General features: G+C 50.5%; 24 protein-coding genes. 12 read left to right on the top strand and 12 right to left on the bottom strand.

Annotated features, from left to right (window positions below):
• Positions 1-59 precede the first annotated feature (59 nt).
• The gene (locus IXB28_RS13795) at positions 60-491 is read right to left on the bottom strand and encodes a hypothetical protein (RefSeq protein WP_215619184.1); all 432 of its coding nucleotides are present in this window, start codon (positions 489-491) and stop codon (positions 60-62) included.
• A gap of 408 nt (positions 492-899) precedes the next feature.
• On the opposite strand from IXB28_RS13795, the gene clpS reads away from it, so the two are divergent.
• Positions 900-1190 carry an ATP-dependent Clp protease adapter ClpS gene (gene clpS, locus IXB28_RS13800; RefSeq protein ID WP_215619185.1) on the top strand — a complete coding sequence of 97 codons (291 nt, stop codon included), beginning with the start codon at positions 900-902 and terminating at the stop codon, positions 1188-1190.
• A 39-nt stretch (positions 1191-1229) separates the two neighbouring features.
• Positions 1230-2078 (top strand): CPBP family intramembrane glutamic endopeptidase, encoded by an 849-nt coding sequence (locus IXB28_RS13805; protein WP_215619186.1) that lies wholly within the window; start codon positions 1230-1232, stop codon positions 2076-2078.
• On the opposite strand, the gene argF is transcribed toward IXB28_RS13805, so the two are convergent.
• Positions 2059-2982 carry an ornithine carbamoyltransferase gene (gene argF, locus IXB28_RS13810; RefSeq protein WP_215619187.1) on the bottom strand — a complete coding sequence of 308 codons (924 nt, stop codon included), beginning with the start codon at positions 2980-2982 and terminating at the stop codon, positions 2059-2061. The genes IXB28_RS13805 and argF overlap by 20 nt on opposite strands.
• A 102-nt stretch (positions 2983-3084) precedes the next feature.
• Here argF and IXB28_RS13815 point away from each other — a divergent pair, with 102 nt between their 5' ends.
• A complete protein-coding gene (locus tag IXB28_RS13815) occupies positions 3085-3705 on the top strand; it encodes a class I SAM-dependent methyltransferase (RefSeq protein WP_215619188.1) in 621 nt (206 codons plus the stop codon).
• Here IXB28_RS13815 and IXB28_RS13820 read toward each other — a convergent pair.
• Positions 3689-4030 (bottom strand): Dethiobiotin synthetase, encoded by a 342-nt coding sequence (locus IXB28_RS13820; protein ID WP_215619189.1) that lies wholly within the window; start codon positions 4028-4030, stop codon positions 3689-3691. The genes IXB28_RS13815 and IXB28_RS13820 overlap by 17 nt on opposite strands.
• A gap of 315 nt (positions 4031-4345) precedes the next feature.
• Here IXB28_RS13820 and IXB28_RS13825 point away from each other — a divergent pair, with 315 nt between their 5' ends.
• From IXB28_RS13825 to IXB28_RS13855, 7 genes are all read left to right on the top strand, one after another.
• A complete protein-coding gene (locus IXB28_RS13825; RefSeq protein ID WP_215619190.1) occupies positions 4346-5503 on the top strand; it encodes a DegT/DnrJ/EryC1/StrS family aminotransferase in 1158 nt (385 codons plus the stop codon).
• 26 nt (positions 5504-5529) lie between these two features.
• Positions 5530-6468: a cyanoexosortase B gene (gene crtB, locus IXB28_RS13830; protein WP_215619191.1), complete on the top strand. Its 939-nt coding sequence runs from the start codon at positions 5530-5532 to the stop codon at positions 6466-6468.
• Between the two features lie 74 nt (positions 6469-6542).
• Positions 6543-7238: a cyanoexosortase B system-associated protein gene (locus IXB28_RS13835; protein ID WP_215619192.1), complete on the top strand. Its 696-nt coding sequence runs from the start codon at positions 6543-6545 to the stop codon at positions 7236-7238.
• 351 nt (positions 7239-7589) lie between these two features.
• Positions 7590-8870 (top strand): polysaccharide biosynthesis/export family protein, encoded by a 1281-nt coding sequence (locus tag IXB28_RS13840; protein ID WP_326521046.1) that lies wholly within the window; start codon positions 7590-7592, stop codon positions 8868-8870.
• 166 nt (positions 8871-9036) lie between these two features.
• Positions 9037-11247, top strand: coding sequence for a GumC family protein (locus tag IXB28_RS13845; RefSeq protein WP_215619194.1), 2211 nt, complete (start codon positions 9037-9039; stop codon positions 11245-11247).
• A gap of 132 nt (positions 11248-11379) precedes the next feature.
• Positions 11380-11706 carry an MgPME-cyclase complex family protein gene (locus tag IXB28_RS13850; RefSeq protein ID WP_215619195.1) on the top strand — a complete coding sequence of 109 codons (327 nt, stop codon included), beginning with the start codon at positions 11380-11382 and terminating at the stop codon, positions 11704-11706.
• A gap of 31 nt (positions 11707-11737) precedes the next feature.
• Positions 11738-12370: a hypothetical protein gene (locus tag IXB28_RS13855; protein ID WP_215619196.1), complete on the top strand. Its 633-nt coding sequence runs from the start codon at positions 11738-11740 to the stop codon at positions 12368-12370.
• A gap of 93 nt (positions 12371-12463) precedes the next feature.
• Here the strand turns inward: IXB28_RS13855 and IXB28_RS13860 are convergent, their stop codons facing one another.
• The 3 genes from IXB28_RS13860 to folD all read right to left on the bottom strand — a co-directional run bounded on the left by IXB28_RS13860 (position 12464) and on the right by folD (position 14800).
• The gene (locus tag IXB28_RS13860; protein WP_215619197.1) at positions 12464-12916 is read right to left on the bottom strand and encodes a divergent PAP2 family protein; all 453 of its coding nucleotides are present in this window, start codon (positions 12914-12916) and stop codon (positions 12464-12466) included.
• A gap of 32 nt (positions 12917-12948) precedes the next feature.
• The gene (gene crtE, locus IXB28_RS13865; protein WP_215619198.1) at positions 12949-13857 is read right to left on the bottom strand and encodes a geranylgeranyl diphosphate synthase CrtE; all 909 of its coding nucleotides are present in this window, start codon (positions 13855-13857) and stop codon (positions 12949-12951) included.
• A 76-nt stretch (positions 13858-13933) separates the two neighbouring features.
• Positions 13934-14800 (bottom strand): bifunctional methylenetetrahydrofolate dehydrogenase/methenyltetrahydrofolate cyclohydrolase FolD, encoded by an 867-nt coding sequence (folD, locus tag IXB28_RS13870; protein ID WP_215619199.1) that lies wholly within the window; start codon positions 14798-14800, stop codon positions 13934-13936.
• Positions 14801-15267: 467 nt separating this feature from the next.
• On the opposite strand from folD, the gene IXB28_RS13875 reads away from it, so the two are divergent.
• Positions 15268-15708 carry a hypothetical protein gene (locus IXB28_RS13875; protein WP_215619200.1) on the top strand — a complete coding sequence of 147 codons (441 nt, stop codon included), beginning with the start codon at positions 15268-15270 and terminating at the stop codon, positions 15706-15708.
• Position 15709: 1 nt separating this feature from the next.
• Here the strand turns inward: IXB28_RS13875 and IXB28_RS13880 are convergent, their stop codons facing one another.
• The 5 genes from IXB28_RS13880 to IXB28_RS13900 all read right to left on the bottom strand — a co-directional run bounded on the left by IXB28_RS13880 (position 15710) and on the right by IXB28_RS13900 (position 20321).
• Positions 15710-15994, bottom strand: a complete 285-nt coding sequence (locus tag IXB28_RS13880) for a hypothetical protein (RefSeq protein WP_215619201.1) — start codon at positions 15992-15994, stop codon at positions 15710-15712.
• Positions 15995-16143: 149 nt separating this feature from the next.
• The gene (locus IXB28_RS13885; protein ID WP_215619202.1) at positions 16144-17625 is read right to left on the bottom strand and encodes a carotenoid oxygenase family protein; all 1482 of its coding nucleotides are present in this window, start codon (positions 17623-17625) and stop codon (positions 16144-16146) included.
• A 115-nt stretch (positions 17626-17740) separates the two neighbouring features.
• Entirely contained in the window at positions 17741-19117 is a 1377-nt protein-coding gene (locus IXB28_RS13890) for a folate/biopterin family MFS transporter (RefSeq protein WP_215619203.1), read from the bottom strand.
• Positions 19118-19280: 163 nt separating this feature from the next.
• On the bottom strand, positions 19281-19643 hold the full coding sequence (locus IXB28_RS13895) for a hypothetical protein (protein ID WP_215619204.1): 363 nt from the start codon (positions 19641-19643) through the stop codon (positions 19281-19283).
• Between the two features lie 147 nt (positions 19644-19790).
• Positions 19791-20321, bottom strand: a complete 531-nt coding sequence (locus tag IXB28_RS13900) for a DUF4330 domain-containing protein (protein ID WP_215619205.1) — start codon at positions 20319-20321, stop codon at positions 19791-19793.
• Between the two features lie 462 nt (positions 20322-20783).
• On the opposite strand from IXB28_RS13900, the gene IXB28_RS13905 reads away from it, so the two are divergent.
• Positions 20784-21632, top strand: a complete 849-nt coding sequence (locus IXB28_RS13905) for a M48 family metallopeptidase (RefSeq protein ID WP_215619206.1) — start codon at positions 20784-20786, stop codon at positions 21630-21632.
• Here IXB28_RS13905 and IXB28_RS13910 read toward each other — a convergent pair.
• A complete protein-coding gene (locus tag IXB28_RS13910) occupies positions 21602-22378 on the bottom strand; it encodes a pantothenate kinase (protein ID WP_215619207.1) in 777 nt (258 codons plus the stop codon). The genes IXB28_RS13905 and IXB28_RS13910 overlap by 31 nt on opposite strands.
• Between the last annotated feature and the right edge of the window lie 193 nt (positions 22379-22571).

The following is a 22571-nucleotide window of genomic DNA, read 5'->3' on the forward strand; positions in this document are numbered from 1 at the left end:
CACAAGCTTGATGCGTTGGGTTGATGTCTCCAGACACCTCAGTAATTAAGGTGAACTGATTAGCGAATGGAGATCAGTTTTCTCGGTGCTTGGGGAGTGTCATAGCCTTTGGTTCCATGCTGCCAGCAGCTATGTAGGAAATGTTGAAATTGTTGTTTGGCAGGGCCTTCAGCTTCGCTGTTGTCCATGATGCGTAGGTGAAAGAGCAGGGCGAAGAAGTCGGTATCAAAGGCCATTTTAAAGCTCTCAAGCGGCCAAACAAGGTCAGGAGCAGTTTTAAGATCGAAGAGTTCTAGGCTGCAAGTTTCAGGATCAATGGCAGCATCTGCAATAACTGCTTGTTGTTGGTGAGAATCGTGCGGCAGGTTCGACACTAGCATCAGGGGGCGGCACCATAGTCTAACCGAGCCAGCCACTTGGATTGCTTCTGCGTAGAGACGCTTATCTAGGCATTCGAGATAGACAATTTGTCCAGGATTTATGGTATTCATTTTTTGAAAAATAGAATTTCCAATTAAATTGATAACGATGGATATCTGCTGTTTTTTGGGTGGGTTAATGCCTCAAACGATTGCTCCTCAAGGGATGAGAAAGTATTTAGCCATTGGCTACTGTGACTGAGGCTGGAAAGATCAATTTTTGTTAAATTAGGTATTACGCTATCACTAACTGTGTTTCGAAACCTTGCTTTTTATTATTCATTTCGTAATCTTAAAGCTTGTTAGGATGCGGACTATCTCTTAATGCCTTGTCTAAACTCGATTTGGCGATTTGTTTACTGGCTTTCAGATAAGTTCTGGTTAAAATTAAAAACGGTGTGAAATCCTGTGGTTTGCTGCTTTTTTGAAGCGGCGGCGGTTTAGTACGAAAGTTTGCTTGATGGCAAGGATTAGATAGTCATGGTGTCTACTGGGACGATTGAAAAGACAGGGACCACTAATAAGCGGAAGCATGCCCCCCGCTATCGAGTGTTGTTACATAACGATGATTTCAACTCTATGGAATATGTCGTTGAATCTTTGGTACAAACGGTCCCTAGTCTTTCCGTACCTCAGGCAGTCGATATTATGATGCAGGCCCATAATGCTGGTGTGGGTCTGGTGATTACGTGCGAACTAGAGCACGCAGAGTTTTACAGTGAAATGCTGCGTTCGAAGGGTTTGACGAGTACGATTGAACCGGATGAATAGGGCGATGGCCGTTAGTCACGGTGTAGTGATTGTTTAGCTATGGTGCAACGTCTGCGTTATCAGCAATTGGCTTGTGTTGCGCTGCCCTGGCGAATTTTGATTTTTTTTGCGCTCTTGCTTTTACTGTGGAGCCCCTTGGCCCTGCTGACCTATGGGGCAGGGTATGTGGCTAACCAAGGTGCACTGGCTAGCACCCTTGCCCTGATCGCTTTATATCTTTGTTTCCTTGGCCATGCTTGGTTGTGGGGCCGTGGTGTCCATGGCTGGTTGCGCCCTTTCGACCAGTACGGGTTAGTTTTTGTGAAGCGTTTTTTTAAGGACAGCGCGATCGCACTGGCCCTTGGCTTAGGCCTAGTCGTTGGTTTATTTGGTTTAGAAGTTTTTCTGGGTTGGGCCACACTGCACCCTAGGGGCATCACAACAATTGCCTTAGAAGGGTTGGGGGTGGCCCTCGGCATAGGTCTGGCAGAAGAACTCCTATTCCGAGGTTGGTTGCTCACGGAACTTGGCACGGGTGTGTCCAAGTATCAGGCAATTTTTTGGAGTGGTTTTATTTTTGCAGTGGCTCATTTTATTAAGCCATTGCCAGACATCATCAGCACGTCTCCCCAATTTTTGGGGCTTTTGCTTTTAGGCCTAATTTTAGGAGCCATGCGACATATCAGTCGCTATCCCACCAGGTTCCAAAGCCTCGGTTTACCCATGGGGTTACATGCTGGTTTGGTTTGGGGCTACTACATAGTGGATGTAGCGGACTTGGTTATTCCCTCGGGGCAGGTGCCCGAGTGGATGACAGGCATCCATGGCAACCCCTTATCCGGTCTGCTTGGCGTCGCAATTCTAAGTGGTTTGGCTGTCCTCGCCGGGTTTAAGTTGCGTTCAAAATAGCCGCAAGTAGGGCCTTTTGCGCATGGAGTCGGTTTTCGGCCTGGTCCCATAATTTAGAGTGGGGGCCTTCCATGACGTCGTGGGTGATTTCTTCGCCACGGTGGGCAGGCAGGCAGTGGAGTACGATGGCTTGCTGATGGGCCAGGTCTAGCATTGATTGATTGATTTGGTAGGGCTGAAATTTCGGAATTCTGTCCTCTGCTTCCGATTCTTCACCCATGCTGGCCCAAACGTCGGTGTAAAGAGCGTGGCTATTTTCAACGGCGGCTTTGGGGTCTGTCGTGATCATGACTTCACTGCGGCCCTGGCTCAGGGCAATGGCTTGATCTACAACCGCTTGATTGGGGGCATATCCTTCTGGGGTTGCGACTCGGATATTAACCCCAGCTAGGGCGCACCCCAAGAGCAGGGAATGGGCCACATTATTGCCATCACCCAAATAGGTCATGGTGAGGTTGTCTAAGCTGCCAAATGCTTCCTTTAGGGTGAGCAGATCGGCCAGGGTCTGACAAGGATGTTCCAGATCGGTGAGGGCATTGATGACTGGAATGGAGGCGTATTCGGCAAATTCTTCGATTTCAGATTGCTGGAAGGTGCGAATGGCAACGACATCTAGATAGCGATCGAGGACTCGGGCTGTATCGGTTGTGGGTTCTCCCCGACCTACTTGGGTGACGCTGGCATTTAAGTCTAGGACTTGCCCCCCAAGCTGATACATGGCAACGGAAAAACTGACACGGGTGCGGGTGGATGCTTTGGAAAAAACGAGCCCCAGTACTTTATTGGGGCACTTGGGCTGACGGGTCCCCGCTTTCAGTTCTGCTGCGAAATCTAGTAAGGTGTGCAGCTCTGTACTATTTAAATCTGCCATGCTGAGCAGATCCCGTCCCTTCAGTGAGTCCATAGAGTCGTTAGTGATAAGCGGTGAGGTCAACAAGATACTACTATTTGGGCAGGCAGTATTGATGTTTGCGGAAGATACCGTGGATAGTTTGCAAGGAGCTAGATGGGATTTTATTCACGGTTGATTTTTCCACGCTTATTGGACTTAACCATGTCGGGGCGTGAGCTCAGTAGCTATCGTCAGGCACTGCTGCAAGATGTGCAGGGTGTGGTCTTAGAAATTGGATTTGGGACGGGGTTGAACTTGCCGTTTTATGGTGCTGGTGTGACGTCCCTGACCGCCATTGATCCGAACCAGGGTATGGCTGAGATCGCAACTTCGCGCATACAATCAACGACTATTCCGGTGACCCTAGAAACGGCCAGTGCAGAAGCGCTGCCAATGGACGCCGATCACTTTGATGCGGTGGTCTGTACTTGGACCCTATGCAGCATTCCCCACATTCAAACAGCCCTGGCGGAAGTCTATCGGGTGCTCAAGCCGGGGGGACAATTTTTCTTTATTGAGCACGGCATTAGCCCTGAGCGGGGCGTTGGTAATTGGCAGCGCCGAGTCACGCCACTACAGCGGCGAATTGCCGATGGGTGCCATTTGGATCGGCCCATGGCCAGTTTGGTGGAATCGGCGTTTGATCAGGTGCGCTGGGATGAATTTTATGCGCAAGATTTACCCAAGTTGATTGGTTACTTCTACAAGGGCGTAGCCACTAAGGACTGTTCTTAAGGTCGCCTTGGAAAATTTTAGCGACTGCGATCGCAATTCTTTCTAGATCCTCATTTAATAAGGGGGGCCATTCAATGTTGAGGTGTTTGCCCCGCTCATAGAACTGTCGGCCTGCATAGGCGAGTTGGTGCAATGCATGGGCTAGCTCCCGGTCAAGGGTGGTCGCCGTTTTGAGGTGTTCGTAAAGTACCTTTAACGCCAGTAGTAGGGAGGTGACCTGGCCAGGCACCGGGGGCTGTTGCTGCTGTAGTCGCGCTAAAAATGTATCGTCCTGGTCTTTGTTGGCTTGGGTAATAACGACCTGTTGGGCTGTGGGAACGTCCATAGATTGTGGGGGATATAACGTGGGCGATGACCAATGGTATGACCCGATGGAGGTCACCCATATTGCTCAGATCTGCTTCCCCTCAAGTGCTCGATTACCTGCGTCGATTCTCAAGTAGAGACAAAGGCATTTCTCAAGCTTCATCGAGATTTTATGGTTAGGGGATGTCCAATCTGCAAATTCTGGGGACACACTTAAAGATAGAAACGTCCGAATACGTTCCCTCTGTGGCACCTAATTGTAATAGGGGCAGTTCAAATGGTCCTAGCTTAGGGAATATTTTGTAAATGCTGGCTGTCTTAAAAACTTTATGCCATGGCGAATACACCCGTTGTTCCCTTTGTTGATCTTGCCCTGCAGCACGTTCCCTTGCAGGACGAGCTAATGGCGGCTATGGCAGCTGTCGCTGCTCGGGGTGACTATATTCTTGGTAATGCGGTTAGTCAGTTTGAACAGACATTCGCGTCCACCTGCCAAACTCGGTTTGGGGTGGGTGTCGGCTCAGGCACCGATGCGTTGACCTTAGGACTGCGTGCGTGCGGTTTGGGCCCCGGTGACCAAGTGATTTTGCCCGTGAATACGTTTGTCGCCACATTGATTGGTGTGCTACAAGCAGGTGCCACACCTATCTTTGTAGACTGCGACTTAGAGACTGGGCTGATTGATTTAGCGGCGGCAGAGCGGGCTATTAATGGCAGAACACGGGCGATCATACCTGTGCATCTCTATGGGCAAATGGTTTGCCCCAAGACGTTGCGTCGCCTTTCAGAGCGCCATGATGTGATTATTTTTGAAGACGCTGCCCAGGCCCATGGTGCCGAACGGGATGGCGTGATGGCTGGAAGTGTGGGCTTAGCGGCGGCGTTTAGTTTTTATCCCAGTAAAAATTTGGGGGCCATGGGGGATGGCGGCATGGTCGTTACCCAGCGAGAACTGGTGGCCCAAACGGTGAAATCCCTACGGAATTATGGGTCCACCCGTAAGTACTACCATACGGATCCGGGGGGGACGAACAGTCGCTTAGACACGTTGCAGGCCGCCATATTGAATATTAAGCTGGCGCATTTGGCCAAGTGGAACTGCGATCGCAACCGCCTTGCCAAACTCTATGACCAAGCCCTTGCCCCCCTTTCTCAGGCTGGGCTCAGGCCCATGGTGAATCATAGTGGCAGTGGCCATGTTTATCACCTATATGTCATTCGCTTAACTGACGACTGTGCCATTGATCGGACAAGATTACAGCAAGAACTCGCGGTCCAGGGTATTCAAGCCGGCATTCACTATCCGGTGCCCTGTCATCTCCAACCGGCATTTCACCATCTAGATTATCGACCCGGCGATTTTCCCGTAGCCGAACGGCTGAGCCAGCAAATCCTATCGTTACCCATGTACCCCGGCATGACCGAAGACCAATTGACCTATGTGGTCGAAGCCGTAACCAAGCACATCCAAGCTGCACCCGTTTTAATCTGACGTTCCTCACTAGCCATTGAAAGATCATGATTAGCCTTTCTCAGCCCAAATCATCCCGATGGTTAACCGAGCTGATTCTCCTCAGTTTTTTGGTAATTCTCTATGGTCCGCTGCTCTATCACTGGGTATGGGACGGCTGGGTCAATAAAGACATTAGTATTCAACACGAATATTTTAGCCATGGCATCTTAGGAATTCCTTTGGCCGCAAAACTGGTGTGGGATAAGCGACAAACGTGGGCGCGCTTGCCAGATTATTGCCATTGGTCTGGCCTTGCTTGTCTGGCCGTGGCCCTAGTGTTTTACACCAGTGGCGTCATGGATGCGCTCAACCTTTCACTGCCTTTGATGCTGGCTGGTTTGCTACTTTGCCTCAAAGGACGAGCTGGATTCAAGCTCATGTTGTTTCCACTGATATTGGTCCTCTTTTCCACCCCCACTCAGCTGCCGTACCTAATCGAGCCCTATATTCTGCCGTTGCAGCGCTTTATCGCCACCGTCGCTGGGGCAATTCTCCATGGGTTTGGCTATGACGTTGAGGTCAATAACATCTATCTGACCATGAACCAGCAGCTGGTAGAGGTTGCCCCCCACTGTGCCGGGTTAAAAATGCTCTTTACCAGTCTATATATGGGGTTAGTGCTGACCTACTGGACCGGCATCTATCGCTCAAGATTGCGCACAGGGATATTTTTTGTGGGCATTGTTTTAGTGAGTGTCATTGGCAATATTCTACGCAACACGATCTTGACGTTTTTCCATGGCAACAGCATGTCCGAAGCCTTCTACTGGTTGCATGACAGTTGGGGTGGGGATGTCTACTCGGCAGTCATGTTGGGGTCTTTGGTGCTCACAGTCAATGCGATTCAAACCCATATTCCTGAAAAATTAGAGGCGGCTAGGGTGAGTGCGAGCACGGCTACAGCATCGGCCGCACCATCGTCGACACCCCCCCTAGACTTTTGATGGTTGGGCTCAATGTTTGGAGATAGCGGTCACCCAGCCGATATTTCAACCTCCTGTGGATAACTTGTGAAATCATGGCTGTGTCTTTTTCCTCGTCCGATTCCAAGGCTCGCTTTCAGTTCAAATGGCTGGTAGTCGCTATTTTGGCGCTCATCATTACCGTTGTGGCCTTGCCTCAATATTTTTCTGCCCAATGGCCGTGGCAATCGCCCCCTGATGTTGAGCAAATTCGAGATATTCGAGCTTTAAAGGAAAACGGATTGGCCTTAGAAGGCTGGTCACAGGAGTTTCAGCAGAAAATTCAGCTTGGTGGCGATCAATGGTCGGTGCAGCAACTGAATCGCCTCGGTGAAGCGACGCCACAGCAAATGGTGCTTTTTTTGAAACCGCAAGGGGTATCCACCGATCAACCCGAAGTGGAGTGGATTGATCTACAAGGGGCGCAAAAGTGGCAAACGTCTAACCAGCGTCGTTTGCGGGTGGATAACCTAATGCTCAATACATTTCGAGCTTGGAATGCGGCTCAAACCTTTGCTGTAGCCCAGTGGTATGCTACGCCTCAAAACGGTCATCCCGCTCCTTACCATTGGTTTTGGCGCGATCAACAATACCAGTGGAGTCGCGGGAGTCGTTTACCCTGGGTTGCCGTGAGTGTGCTTATCCCCATGCCTCCTTTAGGAGAGATGGCGCCAGTGTATGAAGACCTAGAGCAGTTAAGCCAGCAGGTGCAAGCCTCTTTAGACGCAACGGTGTTTCGTGAGGAGTCGTAGTGCGGGGTCGAGATGTCCGCGATGGCAACCATCTCTGTCACTTGAAGCAGGCAAAAGATAGGATAGAGTAGCTACATTACGGAATTTATAGATTTTTCCAATTATCTATACGCCAATTTTCACTAATTGAGCGTTATGAATTTTTATAATAAGCCCCCAAGTATGGTTCCTATTAACGCTAGTAAACGTACCAAGCAGCCTGGTTTGTGGCCTGTCATAGTTGCTAGAAATCTTTTATTGGGTTCAGTCTGTTGGTGTCTGTGGCAAGGGTCTGCCTTAGCCCAGCAAGATGTTTTAGAGGAAGGTCTTCCCGAGCTTCCGGTTCCCTCTGTCGAGGAGGAGGCTATTGAGGTGCCTACAGTTCCGTCTGAACTGCCACCTGAAGATGCTTTCACAGACGGTGACTCCGAGCCGAGCCTGCCTGCGGTAGATAGACCGCCTTTTAATCTGCGCCCAAGTCCGGATGATTTGGATTCTAGGTTGTTAGAAGGGCTGACCCCAGCAGTCAACGATCCAGACAGTGAGTTTGAGCACTATCGATTGGGGCCAGGGGATAGTGTTTTTGTCAGTGTGCAGCGGTTTCCCGATCTGTCTTTCCAGGCCACGTTAGACCAGCAGGGCAATGTGATTGTGCCTATTGAGGGCGCTGTGCCCATGGCTGGTTTAACCCTGAATGAAGCGGAAAATCGAATTCGGGCTATCTACAATCAGTATGTGATTCTGGCGGAAGTGCGATCGCTCTATGAAAATAACCAAGGTTTGATTACTCAGATTGAAGGTCGTTCGTATGAGTCAGCGGAGAACGTTCTCAATCGAGAAATTTCTCCAAACTATCAAGCGCTTCGCAGTTTGGAGCCCAATCGATATCGAGTGCCTGATGTCACCCTGGCACTGACGGCACAACGCGGCGTAGAAGTCGTACTGCTGGGTGAAATTGAGCGGCCAGGACTATACCCACTCCCCGTACCTAGGCTCTCTGCGGCGTTGCTTGCAGCCGGCGGTGCCAGAAATACGGCAGATTTAAGAGAAATTCGCATTCAGCGACGTTTACCCGAGGGCACAATCGAAACAACACTCGATTTGTATACCCCCATTCGGGATGGAAAACCTTTGCCTGAAGATCGCCTGGAAAATGGTGATGTCGTGATTATTCCTCGCCTTGACCCGGCTCAAGCCTATGACTACGACGTGAACTTTGTTTCCCGTTCCACCTTGGCCCAGCCTGAAATCATTGTGCGGGTAGTAAATTATCCAAGGGGGGTGATTGGCGGTCAACGTCTACCCAATGGCAGTACCTTTGTGGATGCATTGGTCGGTGATTCGGTGCGTGGTGGTGGTGGCCTAGGCTTGCCACTCAATCAGGCTAATTTACGGTCGGTGGCTTTGATTCGCTTTGATCCAGAGCAAGGTCAACCGATTGTGACGAAGCTCAACGCTAAGGAAGCCGTTTATGGTGACCCGACCCAAAATCCTCCCCTTAGGGATAATGATGTGATTGTCGTCGGGCGTAACTTTATCAATCGTATTACCTTCGCAATTGATACGGTCACTCAGCCATTTCAGGACATTTTGGGGTTTCTGCTTTTCTTTGACAGTATTGTTGATAACGATCTGTTCGGTGACGATAACTAAGGGCGTCTGTCCCTACGGCGTGATTGTTTAGGGCCGAATCATAATGGATTGAGCTATGCTTTCCTGTAGTCGTCCGAATATGACAAAATCGACCTATGTTAGGTCCGCCTGAGTCAATAACTTACGTGCTTTTTCCACCTAGTTCTCTTTAATTCAGCGCCCATTCATGGTCTCTCCTGTTGTCAAGCGTTATCTATTGGCTGTTCAGCGTTATAAGTGGGCTGGGCTGGCGTGCTTGTTGTCCATTCTAGGCGCCTCGGGTGTTGTGGCTTTGCAGCCGCCGCCGCCAGTGGAATACTACGCTGAAGGAACACTGGTAGACAATGCGCCCCTCGTATCGTTAACGAACACGGCTAATACGATTGACCAGCTTGGGCGAGGCATTATTAGTGAAGAGCAACTTTTGTCGGAAGTTTTACTCCAAGAGGTGGCTCGACAATTAACCACTAGAGGGGTAGAATTCACTGCCAGTGAGATTCGGCGCAATACCACCATTGCGGTTAGGGGTGGAGATAAGGATGAGCCTGGCAAGCAGGCCGTGGTGCGTTTTATTGATGAAGATGAGGAAACGGCGACGATTGTCCTCAGTACCTTATTCCAGGGCATGGTGGAATTTAGCCGTGTTCGAAATAAAGCTCGACTCCAAGCTATTATCGATGCCTTGAATGAACGGTTGCCACCTATTGAAAATGCGTTACGTCAAGCAGAGCAAGCATTAGAACAATACGATCGCCAGGAAGGGCCAGCCATCCAAGCTGCTGAAGATGGCAGTTTGCTCGGTCAGATTTCGGGTAGTCAGCAGCAAATTCGTCAAAACTTGATCACCTTAGAAGGCATTGATGCCCAAATGAGGAGTTTGCAACAGCGTTTGGGCATGAATGCCGATCAGGCCTATGTGGCGTCAGCGTTAAGTGCTGATCCGTTGATTGCGAATTTGCGGAATCAAATTTATCAGGTTGAGAGCCAGATTGATGGCCTGCGTCAGGGGGACTATCGGGCTAGTCATCCGGTGGTCGTGGAAGCTCAGCAAAATCTGAACACGCTCCAGTTACAACTTGCCCGGCGGAAGCAGGAAGTGTTGTTAGGGGATGGCCAGACCACGGCCTTGGCCCCCGGAGTGGGAAATATCAATGGCAATTTAGATCCGGCGCGAGCGAACTTAGCGAATCAGTTAGTGGCCTTGCAAACTGAGCAAGATACTTTGTTGCGTCAGAATCAGGTACTGGCCCTATCTGAACAAGCGCTGCGCCAGCGATATGCCAGCTTGCCGAATAAGCAACTCCAGCGTGAACGGTTGGCGTATCAGGTGGGTTTGAAAAAAGCGTTATACGACCAAATTCAAGCGCGTATCGTTGATGCGGAAGCGGCGGAAGCTGAGACCGTTAGTAGTTTGACGGTGGCGACACCGCCCACGGCTGTGATTAATGAGCCGGAAAATCCAAACCCGGCCACTGTGTTGTTGGCAGGAGGCCTGTTAGGGCTGATTGCGGGCGGTGGAATTATTTTCCTACTGGATATGCTGGATGGCACGATCCGTACGCCTGAGGATTTGGAGAAAATATTGCGCGATTTGGATATGCCTATCCTGGGTGCAGTGCCGCTGATTCGTACGCGCCCTGCTAAGGCTGCGCCTATCTTGGTGCAACCTGATTCGCCCTACCACGATAGCTATGAGCGTTGCTTGAGTAAATTGCGGCTCACGGGTTTTGAGGATAGTGTGATTGGTCCTCGGGTGGTGTTGGTGACGAGTACGGTCGCGGATGAAGGTAAGAGTATTACTGCTTATAATTTAGCGATCGCAGCGGCCCAGGCTGGGCGTCGTACCCTCCTAGTCGAAGCAGATTTGCGGTCTGCATCAAAGGCCCAATACCTAGGTCTGGTCAAAGATGAAAAGATTTTTCTAGAGCCCTTAAGGTACTACGGTGGCACCCTGGGAGACAGCGTAGCCATGGTGCCCTTTATTGAAAACCTGTATGTTTCATCGAGCCCTGGACCTCAACGGCAGGCGGCAGCGATTTTAGAATCCAGCGAAATGCGTCGGTTTTTAAGCGATGCCCGTGAGCGTTTTGACATGGTGATTTTGGATACGCCTTCCTTGAGTCGCGTTGATGATGCTTTGCTACTGGAGGGTGAAACAGATGGCATGATTCTGGTCGCTCGCCCCGGTGTGACTGAGCGGGCGGTGCTCAACACGGCCCTAGAAGAGTTAGACATGAACGATGATATTCGTCTACTGGGGGTATTGATCAACGGTGCTGCGGTTGATCTACAGGATGACGATGATGAGGATGAGTTCATCGATGAGGATGAGTACGATTTGTCGGTAGACACCGATGAGCTTTCCCAGGTGGTGGCCACATCTCCTGTGGATTTCTAAGCGTGCAGTTGACTGGCTGGTGAGTTTAATAACAGAAAGTACCAGGGCGCTTATTCCCTGCTAGAATCCTGTCTATTGACTTTGAAAACCGGGCACCCATCGGCCCATTGATTTTGCTAGTTTTTAAGACGCATGACGACATATTATTACGCCGTAGCTAGCCAGCGCTTTCTGCTTGAGGAAGAGCCTCTAGAAGAGGTCTTGAAAGAGAGACATCGCTATTATCAGGAACAGGAAAAAGAAATTGATTTTTGGCTAGTAAAGCAGCCTGCCTTTTTAGAAGCGCCGGAACTAGCTGCAGTCAAAGCACAGTGTCCTCAACCTGCGGCGGCCGTGGTTTCCACCGATAAGGTCTTTATCACTTGGCTAAAGTTAAGACTGGAGTACATTGCCACTGGAGAGTTTGAAACTCCGTTAACATCTGTGGGTGATCCGTTAGCGTCCTTGGCAGCGGCTTAGTTCGAACAACGCTCATTCAGGAGGGTGGACAATGGCATATCGGTGGTTAAGTGGAGCTACGGTAGGTTTACTCGCGAGTGGCTTAACTGGGAACGTGATGGCCCAAAGCTATCCGGCTTGTCCACCGCCTGCTAGTAGTGAGTATCTTTTGTTTGTGCGCGGGGAGGATGCCGCCACTCGCGATCGCGCAATTTCTGTTTTGCCAACTGATAAACCTACCTTGGCTTGCAGCTACTTAGATGACACAGTAGTGCGGGTGGGAGGCTTCGATTCATTGGAGGTCGCCAATTCCTGGGCTCTATATCTTAATGATATTGAGCAGCTAGATACGGTGGTCGTAGAACCCACGGTTGCCTCCGAAGAGACGGTGGAACCCGTTGCGGTGGTGGCCGTCCCCGAGCCAGTTGCCTATGAACCAAAATTGCTGGGGGAAGGTGTGGCTGTTTTGGTCGATTATCAGCAGGATCCTGAGGTTGGCCGTCAGTTAGCGCAGCAAGGCAATGTGGGGCTGGCCGTTTATCTACAGCAGCCGTATTTACTGGTGTTGCATACCACCGACACATCCCTCGCTGCATCTCGGCTACAGCAGTTAGTAGACAGTGGGCTAACGTCCTTTTTAGTCGATGGCCAGCGTGTGATTCGGCTAGCGGAAACTATTCGGTGACCATCGACCCAGATTTTTGATGCCCTACTGGGTGCTAACGCCCCTAGTATTTCTAGATGCCTAGTATTTCTAGGCCCCTAGTATTCTAGGCCCCTAGTATGTGGGGGCTGCAAGGATGCCAATGATGACGCCTAGGGCAGCACCAGCCACGACTTGCACGGGGGTATGCCCTAGGAGTTCTTTGAGGCGGTCTTCTTTGAACTCATGTTCATTAAAGAATTCGTCTACGATCTGATTTAACACCCGAGCCTGCTTGCCGGCGGCTTGGCGCACCCCGGCTGCATCGTACATAACGATGACGGCAAATACGGCGGTGGCCGCAAACGCTGGGCTCGACCAGCCAATCGTTTGACCAATGCCGCAGGCTAACGCTGTGACCAGAGCGGAGTGGGAACTGGGCATACCGCCAGTTTCCACTAAGACGTGAAAGTTGAGGCGTTGGTTATGTACAACCTCAATGATCAGTTTGAGCAACTGAGCACTGATGCAAGCGGCCAGTGACACCACAAGGACGTGGTTCTGAAAAATTTCGATAAAGGCTTCCATACAAGTTTTAAAAAATGGGTTTTGCAGGATATTTAATGTGTGCGAGCGGTGATGTAATCTGCGATCGCAACGAGTGGTTGCTTAAGCGGGCCAAATGTGGCCAGTTCATCCTTGGCGGCTTGGATTAGCGCGTCGGCTTGTTTTTGCGATTCATCTAGGCCCCAAATACTGGGATATGTAGCCTTTTGGGCCTGCACATCTTTCCCAATGGATTTACCCAGTTCTTCTTGGGTGGACGTAATGTCTAAAATGTCGTCCACAATCTGGAAGGCTAGGCCAATATTATTGGCATAGCGAGAAAGCCTTTCAACGGTGTCGTAGTCTGCGCCACCTAACACTGCACCAGATACAACCGAGACTTCTAGCAGGGCTGCCGTTTTGTGCATGTGGATAAAGTTCAGTGTTTCAATGGACGTATCTGGCTTACCTTCGGAGGCCAAATCAACAATTTGCCCCCCGACGAGTCCAGCTGCGCCAACGGCCTTACCCAGCCGACGAATTACATCTAACACTGCTTGGGGGGCAACACCTTGGGTGCGGTCGGCAATAAATTCGAACGCATAGGCCAGGAGAGCGTCCCCTGCCAAAATCGCGACATCATCACCATAAACCTTATGGTTAGTCAGTTTGCCCCGCCGATAATCGTCATTGTCCATGGCTGGTAAGTCATCATGGATCAGCGACATGGTGTGCACCATTTCTAGGGCGCAGGCTGTGGGCATAGCCTGGGGAATCGTGCCACCGACCAACTCACAGGTCGCCAGACAAAGAATGGGACGCAAACGTTTACCCCCTGCCATCAAGGAATAGCGCATGGATTCATAGATTGTCTCGGGATAAACCACGGTTAATGACTGCTCCAGGGCTGCCTCAACCTCGGCACACTTGGTGGTGAGATAGGTTTTTAGGTCAAAATCGGCAGCGACATCGGTGGTCATCATGGCTACTAAGGAAAAATATGAATCGGTAGAACTACGCCGTTGGCAAGATCAAAATTGACCTAAGGCTAATTATTAATTAACCATTAAATCGCTTGCGGTAGCTTAATACTGTATTGTGCATCAACATGGTCACTGTCATAGGCCCAATTCCACCGGGTACGGGGGTAATTGCCCCGGCAATGGGCTCAACGCTAGCGAAATCTATATCGCCTACGAGTCTTGCCTTACCAGATGTTTCGTCTTCAATACGGTTGATGCCGACATCAATGACTGTCGCCCCAGGTTTAATCCAATCTGAGTTAATCATGTTCGGTCGTCCCACTGCCGCCACTAAAATATCTGCTTGACGGCACAGTGCGGGCAAATCTTCTGTGCGCGAGTGGGCCATCGTGACCGTGGCATTGGCGGCTAAGAGCATCAAAGCCATGGGCTTACCGACTAAAATGCTGCGCCCTAGCACGACGGCCTTCTGGCCGGTTGCGTCAATGTTGTATTCCTTGAGGACTGCCATCACACCTGCTGGCGTGCAGCTTCGCAATCCCGCTTCGCCACGCATTAAACGCCCCATATTTTCAGGGTGTAGCCCATCAGCATCCTTATCGGGGGCAATGCGATTGAGTAGCGCGACTGAGTCGAGATGGCTGGGCAAAGGCAGTTGAATTAAAATGCCATCCACCCGTTCATCGTTGTTGAGCTGATCGATCAGTTCTGCAACGGTTTCTTGGGCAGTATCTGCGGGCAGATGGGAGCCAAAGGAGGTAATGCCAATGCGATCGCAGGCTCTTTCCTTATTTCGTACATAGGCGGCGCTGGCAGGGTTGTCCCCGACCATTACAACGGCTAATCCGGGCGGGCGCAGGTTAGGGTCGCGTTGACTGATATCAGTTGCAAGCTGAGCTTGAATCTTTTGAGCAAGGGCTTTGCCATCTAACCGCTGGGCCATGGAGATTTTGCTAACTTTATTGGCGAGGGTGTCGTGTCACCAGTTAACTGATAGATACTGGCAACATTGACTGTCCTCAGAGTACCAAACGCTATTCCCCTGCCCCAAATTTCCTGATATGCCTGTGCTTTGACCGTTGCGGCTGGCCAGGATGAAATGCCCGATAAAATTATCTAAATGGCTGGAGATGTTACGTCAAATCCGCAATGCTGAATTTTTGTACTGGTTGAGCACCCACGGTTGTTGAAGAGATGGAACAGATTGGGGTGTACATAGCTTTTCCAATCCCACGCTGTTAGTTATTTCTGGCGCTGTAAGTGCGTAACCTATATTTGCCAAGCTGCTGTCTGATCAACTTAGCTGTATATCCGGCTAATGGCCCTGTGGGCTGAGGAGTCATACTTTAGCCGATGTGACTAGCGTTGTTGTCCTATCAGACATGTAGCGATCACGTATGTTTTTTAACTATGGTTGCAAAATTATATTTTTCTAATACTCGATGGATGCTGGCACTGGCGACTGGCTTGATGGTGCTTTCTGCCGCTTGTCATTCCCCATCATCCACCAATCAGGTGCCTAGCTTAATCTCACTGCCAAAGTCAACGGTTCCGATTGAAGCCCTGAAGCAGCCGCAGCGGGTGGAGCGCTCAGTCAATCTCATGGGAACAGTGACCCAAAAGCTAGCCATTGTGAATGGCTGGCTGTATCAGGTGGATGATGGGACCGGTCAAGTATGGATCTCAACCCAGGAAGTGGCGCCTGTCGTTGGAAATCAGGTCCATATCAAGGGGGTGGTTAGGTATCAGCCCGTGGAGGTCAATGGTGCGGATCTGGGGGACTACTACCTAGAAGAGAAGCAGCGTCAGCTACAGCCGGATGGAGCTGCAGCAGAAGAACCCGAGAATTAGCCTATTGAACGACGGCTGTGGACCCTACCAGGGTGCTCAAGTGGAGGGGAGTCACTTCCTGGTCGGCTGATGGGATAGCTTGGTCCATTCTGTTGGTGACTAAATAGTTATCCAAAATTGCCTGGGCATCGGCGGTGGATTTGAGGTCATAGGTAACAAAGAATCGAAATGATGCTTCGCCGGGGGAGGCATCGGGGTCATTTTCCCAAAGATCAAGGCATACTCCGCTGTGATTGGGGCGCAGGCGGTAGTTAAGGGTTTCTTGGCCAACTATACGCTGATTCATTTGGGCTACGGGTGTCGTTTATTACCTGTCTACAGTAAGTAGAATGCCCGCTTGTGCTTGGATGACAACGACACCCATGATAAATCAGTACTATCCCAGAGAGAGGGATAGTACCGCTGTCCTTAGATGTACTGAATGCGCTGTGGGCTTTACGCTTTGATGACTAGGTTCTGGGTGAAATTACCGTGGAGTCCGTAGGGGACATGGTGATTGAGTTTGAGGGTGGCGATGGGGCCTTGCTCAATGTTTTGTGCATCTAGAATGCTTAGCTCAGTGCAACGGCTGGCGGCATTGTAAAACATGCCAAGGACCCAGCCCTCGTCTTCTGCGGTGCCGTTGGGCCTAGGGACAAAAATAGGTTCACCGGCAAAGCCACGGGGGGCAAAACTCCAAATTTCTTCTTTGCCAGTGTCTAGGTCTCGTTTGAGGATGGCTTGAAGGGGCGCATTCCCTTGGGACTGGTGGGCAACGCCGATGTATAGATAGCGATAGGGGCGACCAACGTGATTGGGGTTGAGGTGGGGAAACTCGCAGCCACGCTCAAGTAGGCACTGGGCTTGGCTAGAGCCCTGGTCGAGGTCTAGTTCAAAGCGCCAGAGCTGGCCTTCGGGAATGCGACTGAAATCTGCTTCGAGGTAATTCTCTGCCCCTTTGAGGTCGGGAAACTCTTGATAGCAGACGGAATCTAGATAGAGCTTGCCGTCGGTTTCAAAGGCATTGGCGTGGTGAAAGACGAAGCAGGGCTGAAGGTCGATGGTTTGGACGGGACTGGTGCCATCTCTGGGGATGATGATGGCGCGGGTGGGTTGCTTGGGATTGAATTGGATACATTCTGCCGCTCCCTTGAGACCTGCTAGGTAGGGCACAGGGTTAAAGCTAACGGGGTTTTGGAAAAATATGCAGTAGTTGGGGGTGATGGCAAAGTCGTGGAGAAAGGCAAAACCAGGAATGTTATGGCGGTGGATGTGGGCCAGCCGTCCATTGGTGGCAAATTCGTAGATGCTAATGGTGCTGGATAGACCGGTTTTGACGCCAAAGTTGACTAGGCAAGGCTGTTGATTGGTGCGATCGCAGCTAGGATCAATCCGAGGATGGGCCGAAAATGACTCCCCCGGTTTCAGTACACCATCCAAATATTCCAGACCCAGGGTCTCCAGGGTGGTCACATCCAGCTGATGGGGTTCCGCCGCTTCCCACAGAGCCAGCAGTTTGCCACCCCAATAAATCACATTGGTATTAGCAATATTCTTCAGCCTGAGGTCAAAGGCATTGGCCAAGGGCCCACCGGGCTTTTGGGTGCCAAAAACCCCCCGATAAAGCGGCTTCCCTGCGGCTTGTTCCTTGACATAGCCTTCGGTGCGCACAAACCGATTACGAAAATACGCCTTACCATCCCCGATGGAAATAGCCGTAATCATGCCATCACCATCAAATGGATGGTGTACCGGCTGCCCGCCAACATCTAATAGGCCAGGACCGTTGCGGAATAGCGTGCCTTGCAGGTCAGGTGGGATTGTCCCTTCAATGTCTTCGATTTCATAGGCATATTCATTGGGCTGCGACCGATAGCCGCTACGCCAATCATCCATATCAAAGTCAGTGGATGCACCAGGGGAAGGAAGAGTTTGCATTAGAAAATAACTAAAAACTTAAAAAGAGATATGAATGGTCAGTAAAAACCTGCTAGACCCTTAGGTAGAGTCCGCTATTTTGCAACCCAACCAGGGTCGGCTGATGGTTGGTTGGCTATGAAGAACTTAAGGCGGGTTCAGGGGCTTCTGTGTCTTCAGCATTAGCCTCGGCCGCTGCTGCGCTAGTCCCAGAGACCGAATCATCTGGCAGTAAGAACAACAGCGGTAGGGGCAGTAGGGTGGTCAAATTAGTGATCAGAACCAACAGCCACAGGTTGGTGAAGTCTGTTTCCGTAACCTGTAGCCAATGGGTCAGCACCGCTCCCAATTCCCGAGACACCAGACCTGCCAGGTTAACAATGGACATGAGCAGGGCAAACAAGGTGGCCTCGACGCCCGGTGGGCATAGCCTGGCAGAAAGCACTAAGACTGGCATGAAAGCAATTTGGCCCATGATGGTCAGAATGGCACTGTCGCCTAGGCTAAACCAGTGATCTTCTAAACCCAGGCTGCGATTGGCGTGGGTCACCAACAAGAGAGTGGTCATTCCCCCAACGGAGGCTAAGACGGTGGTCCAGGCAAAAATTACCCGAAAAGGCACTGTTTTCAAAAAACGCTGGAAAATACTAATGCCGATCAAAGCAGAAAAACTCGTTATCAGCTGTACCCGTCCTAGAAATTCAGGTTTGAATCCTAAATCGTTGGTTGTAAAAAAGAAAAACGCTGAATCAGCACTGGGGGTGGCTTGCCAAAGGAATAAAAATAGAGCAGGCATCCAAATAACACGTTGGCTAAAGGCCGTTTTCAGTTGTTTGACCTGAGACCAAATTGCTTTGAAGCTAGATTTTTCACTAGAGGCGTCCTCCGCAATCAACCAGGCCACAATGGACACAATTAGAGGAAATGTGGCCGTGACGGCAAAGACCATGCGGGTACTGGTTTGCTCCAGCAGCAAGCCCCCAACGTAGGCTGTCAAAATACCGCCGATGGCAGAAGCGCCCCAGCACAGTGATTGAATAGTGCCCGCTTCACCTTGGGACTCTTGGCGCGCCCGCTCCACCACCAGGGAATCGACAATGACGTCTGACATGGCCACGGACACCGAACTTAGGAGAATCATGGCGGTGGCCAACCAAGCGGTGTTAGTGCAAGTGGCCAGCACGAGCCAGGCCGTCGTGCCCATTAACCCTGACAAAATCAGATATGGGCGACGGCGATAGCCCCAAATCGGTAGCCCATCGGATAAAAAACCAAATAGGGGTTTAATCGTCCATGGCAAGCTAGCTATCCCCGTCAGGGCTGCTACTTCTGTGGGACTCAGCCCCAGGTCATCCTTAAGGAAAAAACTAACGGCTAGCCGCGCCAGACCTAAAATGCCTTGGACAAAGTAGACCAGCAAAATCGCTGTTAACTCAGTGGTGAGGGGCCGACCTAATAAAATACGATTTTCTAAAAATTGCTTGAAGCCCTTTGAGTCACTGGTCGCAGCCATATATGACAAAAACCTTTAAGAAATGTCAAGTATCTTAATCATACCGATTCTATTCGCATTGCCCCAGTCTTCTGCAAAATCAAGCCAAATAAAAAGAGGGCACAGTGGGTGCCCTCTGTCGGTTTTTATGCTTAAAACAATAGGTGACCTAAACAAATCGAGATTAGGATTTGTTGCGGATATCTATCGCATTCAGGCGATATTCCTGAATCGTTTTGTCGGTGAGTGAAGCGCTGCTTTTATTTCGGATGTTGAGTTCATCCAAGCGGCGTTGCTGCAATGTGGTGTTCACCAAAGAGTCACTGCTTTTATTTCGGATGTTGAGTTCATCTAAGCGGCGTTGCTGCAATGTGGTGTTCACCAAAGAGTCACTGCTCTTGTTGCGGATGTTGAGTTCATGTAGGCGGCGTTGCTGGATTGTGGTGTTCACCAAAGAGTCATCGTTGGTGGTTTTAGCGGCCAATGCCGGTGCAACAGCAGTAGCCGCAATTAAAACAGATAAACCTGAAACTAAGAAGCGTTTCATCGTGTGTCCTCCAAAGAAGTAGGCTTTGAACTTTCTTGCCTACAACGATGAAAAGACCAACTGAAGCCCCTCTGATAGGTGGCTGAAAATCTTCAGAGAAATGGCTGATAATAGACTGAGAAAATGTAGCTGAGGCTACAAAAATATTTATTCAGGTATGCGTACAGCAACTGTGCTGGCCCTAAAGGTGTATAGCTGGCCTTCTAGTTCGATGGGGGTACCAATTTTTATTTTGCTGTTGCCAAATACAGCCCCGTCATCTGTGATCTGAGCGTTGCCCGTCAGGGTGATCAGCATGTCGGTGGTGAATTCGAGCTCGGGACGAGGGTCTGGAAATGCTTTTACAGACCCATCTGGCTGGGGGACTGCGGTGCTACGGGGTAAGGGTTGGATCGTTTTAATGCCCACCTGACCGTAGGGTTGGTTCCGAATGATGATGTTGGTTTTCCCTTCCTCTCGCATATTGTCTAAAAATTCTTCTGGGTTGAGGACGGTTAACCCGCGCACCATCACATCCACTTCGATGTCTTTATTGATGGCACCGACTTGGGCCACCGAGCCCGATGTGCCAGGGTAGAAGAATATGGCGACTGCCACCATCAGAATGATCAAGCCTGCGCCAATGTCTAAGAGGCTGATTTTGCCAAACAAGCGTCCTTTCGAATCCAAAATGGCCATGGCTTGGGTACTCCGAAATGTAACAGACGTGCAACTCACCCTAGCTTGGGTGGATGCAGCCGTTAGTATTTAAGCATGGGGAGGCCAAATTGTAGGGATGTAGACCAGAAATCTCTCGACTTGCTCTGTGTATCAAGCCTGGGACATTGGTTCATGATGAGATTCCGCTATATACCCAATGATTTTTGTAACTTGACTGTTTAGGGTAGGGAGTTAAACCACAATCTATTAACTGTCACAGCCCATGGGGAAAGCTATCGAGGCTATCGCTATGGTCAAAAGGTGGATATTAGCTTTGTTATCCAAACAATTTCAGAGTTGACTTTATCCGTCTTCGCTTCTCGTTGCTGATGTCGTAGATGATGTGTCTGTCCAATGTGCAGCTTTTGCTTTCCGGCTGTGGTCAGATGGCATTGCGGTTTAGCAACATTCTATTCGCTGTTTCCTTTCAGTACGCTGATCATGTCTAATGCAGTTTTCCGCTGGGGTAATCGCTGGCAACGCCGTCTGGCCTACGGTGTGATGGCGTTTGTTATGACCCTCAGTTTTGGTGCGTTTGTTCCTCGCCCTGCCAGTGCTGGATGGTTGGATATTATTTTGCCGACTATCCAGGTATTCCAAATTACCAATATGTCTAATGAGCAGGAGGTGAATCTGGGCTCCCAGGTGAATCGCCAGTTGTTGAGCCAGTCGTTTCGGCTGTATCGCGATGAGGCTCTGACCTCCTATGTGGATCAGATTGGACAAAGTTTAATACCCCATAGCGATCGCCCAGACATTCCCTATGTATTTCAGGTGGTCGAAGATGACAGTATTAACGCCTTTGCGACCATGGGTGGCTATGTGTACATCACCACCGGTCTGTTGGCGGCGGCTGATAATGAAGCAGAAGTGGCGGGTGTCTTAGGCCATGAGGTGGGGCACATTGCGGAAAAGCATGCCCTAGACCAGATGAGAGATGTGGCGATTGCCCAGGGCGTGGCTGGGGCGTTCGGCCTCAGCCGTAACCAGATGGTGGGTATTGCTGTGGATGTGGCGTTGACCTTGCCCAATAGCCGCAAAGATGAGCTGGTGGCGGATGACCATGGCTTTATCACCATGGGGGAAGCGGGCTATGACCAAACGGGTATGGCAACGCTGATGCAAAAGCTAGACAGTGGTAATAATCCTCCGGCGATGTTTAGTACCCATCCTAATCCTAAGGATCGGGTGGCGCGGTTGGAACGGATGGATAGTGATTTAGCTCTGCCTGCGGCAACCTCGGGCACCGATACGGTCGCCTATAGCTCACGGGTCGCTTCGTTGCGGTAAGCGGCAATTCCCCAAAACATAAGATTGGCATCAAACCAGGTTCTGTTGTGCAGGACCTGGTTTTGTTGTTGTAAGTATGTTTGGTAAAGCCGATGGAGGTACTCGCCGTCGCCGCCGGTAAAGATTAGGTTGGTGTTGGGATATTGCTGTTGCCAGGTTTGAATATAGTGGTGGATCCCAGCTAAAAGGGGATATAGGACGCCGCTTTGGATGGCGTCAGGTGTGGTCATTGCCCAGGGGGGTGGTAGGTCAGTGGGGGGCTCTATGGGGGGTAAGGCGGCGGTGTAGTGGTGGAGGGCTCTGAAGTGAGATCGCAGCCCTAATAAAATGGCACCGCCCTTAAAGCTTGCATCTGCACCGGCGGTAAAGGTCAGGGCAGTGCCGCTGTCGATCACTAGGACGGGCCAGCTATAGTGCTGACCTGCGCCCCATAAACTCACTCTCCGATCTAAGCCCATGGTGGGATAGATGTTTTTGAGCGGGAGCTGTTGAATCCAGTGCACGTTCAAGGGGCGATTGAGATATGCCCTTTGGGCAGGCACCACGGAAACGGCCCACACGGTTAGGGGCTGACTAGAGATGGCGTGCAGCTCAGGGGGCGCATGATCAGGTAGCAGTGTATTTAGGCTGGTGGCTGGTGATTGGTGCCGATGGGGAGCGTGCCCCACCCAGCGTAGGTTCATCTCTTGAAACCACGCCCAATGCCAGCGGCTATTGCCAATGACTAGGGCTAACCAATCGGCCATTCTGATCTGATATTAGTAGAACTAAAAAATAAAAATGGGGGCCATTAAAATAGGGGCCAGTTATTTCTAACTGACCCCATTTTTCAACTTGGCAAAACTCAAAAACAATCGCTAGTCTGCTGTTAATTTGGTTGAAGAAGTAAATGGTATTTGCTTACTAAGGGTTTACGGTTCAAACTTGCTACGTGCCTTA

This window comes from Leptothoe kymatousa TAU-MAC 1615 (assembly GCF_018739865.1).
Lineage (GTDB): Bacteria > Cyanobacteriota > Cyanobacteriia > Phormidesmidales > Phormidesmidaceae > Leptothoe > Leptothoe kymatousa.